This is a genomic window from Candidatus Methylobacter oryzae (assembly GCF_003994235.2).
GTDB classification, from domain to species: domain Bacteria; phylum Pseudomonadota; class Gammaproteobacteria; order Methylococcales; family Methylomonadaceae; genus Methylobacter_A; species Methylobacter_A oryzae.
In genome coordinates this window covers 1-5,794 of record NZ_RYFG02000053.1, presented here as the reverse complement: position 1 = coordinate 5,794, position 5,794 = coordinate 1, and the positions used below count along the sequence as shown (strand labels likewise).

The following is a 5,794-nucleotide window of genomic DNA, read 5'->3' as shown; positions in this document are numbered from 1 at the left end:
GTAGCGCTTGCGGTGTTTTCTTTTAGCCATTGCAAATTTTAAATTTTGCAGGTTTTGCAACTCAATGGCTACTTTTAAAACACGCACTTAGTAACATTCTATGGGTGCAACTCATCGCGTTTTATTCGCAAACGACTCGCTCATATGATAGACGTCTTTTTTGAATCATCGGCCCAGTAATCTACCATTACATTTTGAATGTATAGGTTGATATTTCAAAGTTGAACATCGAGTAAGATTCTTAATTGTTCCTGTAAGGGTGGTAGACTATAATATGACGCTTATTTTAAACGATAGTATTTTGGTTGCTGATTTGGTGGAGATAACATTCGCCTTTATGAAAGGCGCCGTCTTAATAAATTAGGCTGATTCTGTCCTATATCAGTTTTTATAGATTGGATTACATCTTTTGGAACGCATTAACTCCTCCATGGAAGTAGCTATAAGTAAACGAATAAGCTGGGATGGAACGATAAACAACAAAACGGTTAATTTACTTCAGAGGAAAAGTCTGGATGAATCTTAAAGAAATAAATCTTAAAAATTTATGGCATAGTTTTTCAGACAACGCCTATCACATTTATATTGCAGTCACCCTGCTAAGCGTGATTCTTAGTACATTTAATTTTCAAAAAGATATTTTTTATAGAATGCTGCTAGGTTTTATCGGTGGATACTATATTGTTTTATGGTGGGCTTTCCATAAACAATCATTAAGGCATGTATGTGAATTGAAAAATTATGAGAATAAAGCGAAGTATGCCGAAGCTATACAATGGATTCATAGATCTATTCATTGTGCTCGGGATGCTTATCGTTATCTTGAAGCATGCCAAATAACAGACGATGAAGATACTAAGTTGCAATTTGAAAAAACGCGTTTCAAACAATTGTTAACTACCTGTTTAGATTCATATTTTGCAGCTTTTCAACTATGCTCTGGTGTATCGTGTCGAGCATCAATTAAAGTTATAGGATCTGGACACAATAGCGATTCAGATATGTATGTGAAGACATTGGTACGTGATTCTTTATCTACACAAAATTGCCGAGAATATGATGGGCGAGAAGATGGTCAGCATAAGATACTTAAAAATACTGACTATAAACAAATACTTGAAAGACAGATCGACTATTTCTTCAGTAACAATTTACCGCTAGAAGGGCAAAGCTATGAAAACACAAGTTTACCTGGAGGGGTTAATAGTTACACAGAAGAAAACTGGCCTCTCACTTATCGATCCGCCCTTGTTTGGCCGATTCGCTACGCTTTTTGTAAGGACGATTTGCCAGAACAAACTAGTTTAGACAAAAAAAGAGATCAAACTTTATATGGATTTTTAACGATTGATTGTTCTGATAAGGATGTTTTTGATAAAAATTATTCTATACAAATGGGAGCAGTCTTAGCAGATGCTTTATTTCCAATAATGCAAAGTTACCGTAAAATAGCAAGCCTTGAACAAATAAAATAAATAACAATAAACTCACTTACATCAACTTAAATCTAACATACCGGGTGGAGCATGAACATAAACAAGAAAAAAGACATACAAAACAATGAGATAAAGACACAAAGTGCGAATTTATCCTTTCAACTTCAATCTGAAAGTATGATAATGAAAGTTCTAAAATCGGGTAAAGACTTCAATGATTACGAGATTAAAAATAGTGCGAATGGTCGAATTTCAACAACTCGTGTTGTTTTTTTGGCTGATTGATAGCAGACATTACCGAATTCCCCATTAAAAAACCCGTCATGTACGGGTTTTTTTGTATTAATCAGAGTGAAGATATCTATCCTTGTGTTTGTAGCCATGTAGCATGTCCTTTCCAATTCCTACTGATGTTTTGTGCAAATGATGTACTCAGTTATCAGCAAATAGCTCAGATGAGGCTATGGATTCGTATTTAACAGCTTTTAAACATACTAACGCTGCAAGGCGGATTCGCGCAGCAATCCACCATGAACGAAGCCTTGAACTTGATCCTTGCCGAGTTTTCCCCAGCTGGGATTTTTATATCCGATTATATTGAATGTTATGCAAGATTGGCTACGCCCTACGCACTGGCCACACCAAGGTTATGGCGTGGAATTACTTGTTAACGTTTAACTTTCCAATACAAAACGAGCAGTTAACTCTCTCAAAAACTGGAACGTATCCAGACAAGGAACATTGAACTGCCGGCAAATATTCGGGACTTTAACTTTTTTGGTGTTTGGCGCTAACAACGCTTCATGCGTCACAACCGTTGCGCCTATTGCTTTAGCTTTTGCAATAATCCAAGGATCGGCTTTAGCCAGAAAATTATCGCGATTTCCGGCATTATAGTCGCCCATGATGACAGTTCGGGCTATCTCCGCAAAGACGATTTGAGTGTCGTCATCGTCGTTTTGGATAAAGTGTTCAGGCCTTGCTTTTACCCATTCCGCCAACTGGTCATTACCTTCCTTGAGTTCTTTGCCTATCATAGCCACGCTTGCAACAAGACCCAATTGAAATTGCCGGTCCAGCCAATCCCAGTAAGCGGGACATATATCCATACCATAATAAAAATTTTTGGCCTGGATATACGTGTTGGAATCCAGCAAATATTTCAAATGCCCAACTCCTTGGCAAACTCCGCTATTTTGTCCGGTTTAATGCCGCCTAACAGTTGGCTTGCTTCCCGCAATAATAATTGACCGCTCAAAGCCTCACTGACAACGGCACGGGAAAACAAATTACTGATTTGGGCTTTTTTCATCCGGTAATAGCTCGGCCCGGAGCTAATCTCCCGGCTTTTGTGCAACGCCTGCTGAGACGCAATAAAACGATGGTACTGGTCGTTTGTAATGAAGTTTAACGTCAATGCTCGCCGCGCCAAGGTCCATGTGCTGACATGAAAATGCGCTTCGAGAACGGCTAAATTGGTCTGCCAACTGTCCAGCCCGCTATCCCATAAAGACTTAAACTCGTCGGCCGGCACCAAAAACTCGGCAGCGACTGCATTGCAAAGCGTTTCTTCCGCTCGTTGCGTGTCGGTACTGCTATCGGAAATTCCGGTTTGGCCAATCCATATATGGCAAAGCTCGTGAATCAATGTAAAAAGCCGGGCACCTAAGACGTCCGCGTGATTTACAAAAATAATCGGGGCGTAGTGGTCTGCAATCGCAAATCCTCTAAACTCTTCAACTTGCAATGGCCTGGTATAGTGGTCGAGATAACTTTGACGCATGACCATAATGCGCAGGGACTCAATTCGGTTAACCAAATCGCGATAATAATCGTCCCATTTGCCGCGTTCCGGGTGTTCGCCAACGCCTAATTCGGCTCGCATGTTCCGCACGATTGCCGTTACGCTATCTTTTGTAGAAAACCTTCCGACAATAGGATTAGGCTCTGCGAGCTGCATTTTTAAATAGTCTTTGTACCATTCCTGACGCTGCAACATCAGCTTAATCAAGTCAAGCAACTCGGCGCTGGGTTGCCGATAACTTTGATTATTAATGGCTCTTAGGTCCAGAATGGGTAAGTCGTCCACCGGAGGCTTGGCAAGGAATAAATAACCGAAAGGCACATGCGCTTTTTCGGCGTAGGTCATCGCCTGTTTGAAGGTTAGAGGCAGTTGACCGGATTCCCATTCGTTCAGTTTTTCTTCGCTAACGCCGCATTTCCGGGCAAATTCAGGCGCAGCGATGCCGGAGCGCTCTCGCGCCCAGGCTAGCATGTCTGCGTTGATTTTTGCCGTAGTCATAGCCATGTTCTTTATTTAATTGAGCGAATTATAACGGCATGTTTGCCGGAAACATATTTTCTGAGAATACTGTAAGGTAGTTCGCGCAGCAACCCGCCATGAACAAAGCCTTGAGCTTGATCCCTGCCGAGTCTTTTCCAAGTGGGGATTTTTTATGTCCGATTGCATTGAACGTTATGTGTAAATTGGCGAATTGCTGCACGAATCTCTACAGCTCTACTTTATTCAGTAAACCATCAAAATGAATTGACACTTCCCAAAAAGGGAATGTATATTATTTCCCAATTCAGGAATAAAGAGCTAGTTAATGAAGTTACTGGGGCTTTTAACATTAGAGGAATTCAAGCAAGATCACGCCGATTCACGCGGCGCATTGGACACTTGGCGGTATGACGTTGAGAAAGCCCATTGGGATGGGCCTCATGACATTAAAAGCCGCTATCCATCCGCCAGCTTCTTAGCCGACAACATCGTCATCTTTAACATCAAAGGCAATAAATACCGATTGGTCATAAAAGCGAAGTATCAATACGGTATTGTGAAAATTGAATGGATTGGAACTCACGCGGAATACGACAAAAAAAGATTCACATAACACTACAACTTTAACCGAGGACATCACCATGAACCAACCAGTACGAGTAATCAAAACGCAGCATGACTATGAAACTGCTATGGCTCGCCTGTCTGCGTTAATGGACATGAACATTGAAAGCGGATCGGTTGAGGAAGGCGAATTGGAGCTTTTGGCGCTAGTTATTGAATCGTATGAACGCACCAAAGTCGCGCCAGTTATTCCCGATCCGATTGATGCCATTCTATTCAGAATGGACCAGTTAGGCTTAAAGCCACGCGATTTGGTGCCGATGATCGGCTCTATCTCTAAGGTTTCTGAGGTTTTATCCAGAAAACGCGATTTAAGCTTGGCAATGATTCGGGCGCTTCATAGAGGCCTAGACATTCCGGCGGAAGTGCTCATCAGTACCTCCAGTCATGGAGACATCGATATTAACGCAGAACCCGTGTACGACTACCTTAAGTTTCCGCTCAAAGAAATGCAGGAAAGAGGCTGTTTTTCTGGTTTCTCAAAACATATTGCTAACATCAAAGATCACGCAGAAGAATTATTTACGTGGTTCACGCAGGGTATTTCCGGGCACAATAGCCATGCGTTATTAAGAGCGCCCATGCATCAGAGCGGAGCGCGAGAAATGGATGACTATGCGTTGATCGCTTGGCGGGCCTGCGTGTTAAAAAAAGCGCAGGCTGTCGAGCTACGGACGAAGTACACGTCCGGCATCATTACCGATGAATGGCTGACCGATCTTGCCAGATTGTCACGCTTCGAAACCGGCCCGCTGTTAGCGCAGGAATATCTGGCCGATAAAGGCATTGTTCTGGTCATTGAATATCACTTCAAGAAAACCTATTTGGATGGTGCGGCGATGCTAATGGGCGAGACGCCGGTCGTAGCACTGACCTTACGGCACGATCGTATCGATAATTTTTGGTTTGCCTTGATTCATGAGCTGGTGCACGTGCGTAAGCATTTGACGCAGGATTACGCATTCATCTTAGATAATCTGGACGATAAAACACGGACGAGTGTAGAGGAACAGCAAGCCGACGAAGGTGCGCGAAACGCGCTGATTCCTCAAGAAATATGGATGCAATCCGATGTGAAAATAACGCACAGGCAAGACGATGCAATTAGGTTGGCAGACGAATTGAGAATTCATCCGGCTATCGTCGCAGGCCGTATTCGCTATGAAACCAATAATTGGCGGCTACTGAGTCGTTTGATTACGGGAGGCAGTGTAAGAGAACTGTTTGAAAAACGGAGTTGAATAATAAAGGGCAAAAGTTGGCGCTTTTGCCCTTTTTTGTGATTTTGCCAAACGACATTGGCGTGTCTTTTGGCAAGGCATTGGGTGGTATAAGAACCCCAATGCCGCTCGTAGTTAATCTAAGTGCGTGTTTTAAAAGTAGCCATTGAGTTGCAAAACCTGCAAAATTTAAAATTTGCAATGGCTAAAAGAAAACACCGCAAGCGCTA

At 42.3% G+C, this 5,794-nt stretch carries 5 protein-coding genes; 3 read left to right on the top strand and 2 right to left on the bottom strand.

Annotation, left to right across the window (positions count from 1 at the left end):
• Positions 1-515: 515 nt before the first annotated feature.
• A complete protein-coding gene (locus EKO24_RS06590; RefSeq protein WP_127030739.1) occupies positions 516-1,475 on the top strand; it encodes a hypothetical protein in 960 nt (319 codons plus the stop codon).
• A gap of 635 nt (positions 1,476-2,110) precedes the next feature.
• Here the strand turns inward: EKO24_RS06590 and EKO24_RS06580 are convergent.
• Together EKO24_RS06580 and EKO24_RS06575 are read right to left on the bottom strand one after the other, a co-directional pair.
• Entirely contained in the window at positions 2,111-2,593 is a 483-nt protein-coding gene (locus EKO24_RS06580) for a DUF4411 family protein (protein WP_277752498.1), read from the bottom strand.
• 5 nt (positions 2,594-2,598) lie between these two features.
• On the bottom strand, positions 2,599-3,738 hold the full coding sequence (locus EKO24_RS06575; protein WP_127030736.1) for an XRE family transcriptional regulator: 1,140 nt from the start codon (positions 3,736-3,738) through the stop codon (positions 2,599-2,601).
• Between the two features lie 307 nt (positions 3,739-4,045).
• Between EKO24_RS06575 and EKO24_RS06570 the strand changes: the two genes are divergently transcribed.
• A complete protein-coding gene (locus EKO24_RS06570; RefSeq protein WP_127030735.1) occupies positions 4,046-4,333 on the top strand; it encodes a type II toxin-antitoxin system HigB family toxin in 288 nt (95 codons plus the stop codon).
• A 28-nt stretch (positions 4,334-4,361) separates the two neighbouring features.
• Complete coding sequence (locus EKO24_RS06565) at positions 4,362-5,585, top strand: transcriptional regulator (protein ID WP_127030734.1); 1,224 nt, start codon at positions 4,362-4,364, stop codon at positions 5,583-5,585.
• The last annotated feature ends 209 nt before the right edge of the window (positions 5,586-5,794 follow it).

Excerpts from the sequence above, each read along its gene's own strand:
- EKO24_RS06590 (WP_127030739.1), top strand. The coding sequence starts at position 516 with ATGAATCTTAAAGAAATAAATCTTAAAAATTTATGGCATAGTTTTTCA.
- EKO24_RS06575 (WP_127030736.1), bottom strand. The coding sequence starts at position 3,738 with ATGACTACGGCAAAAATCAACGCAGACATGCTAGCCTGGGCGCGAGAG.
- EKO24_RS06570 (WP_127030735.1), top strand. The coding sequence starts at position 4,046 with ATGAAGTTACTGGGGCTTTTAACATTAGAGGAATTCAAGCAAGATCAC.
- EKO24_RS06565 (WP_127030734.1), top strand. The coding sequence starts at position 4,362 with ATGAACCAACCAGTACGAGTAATCAAAACGCAGCATGACTATGAAACT.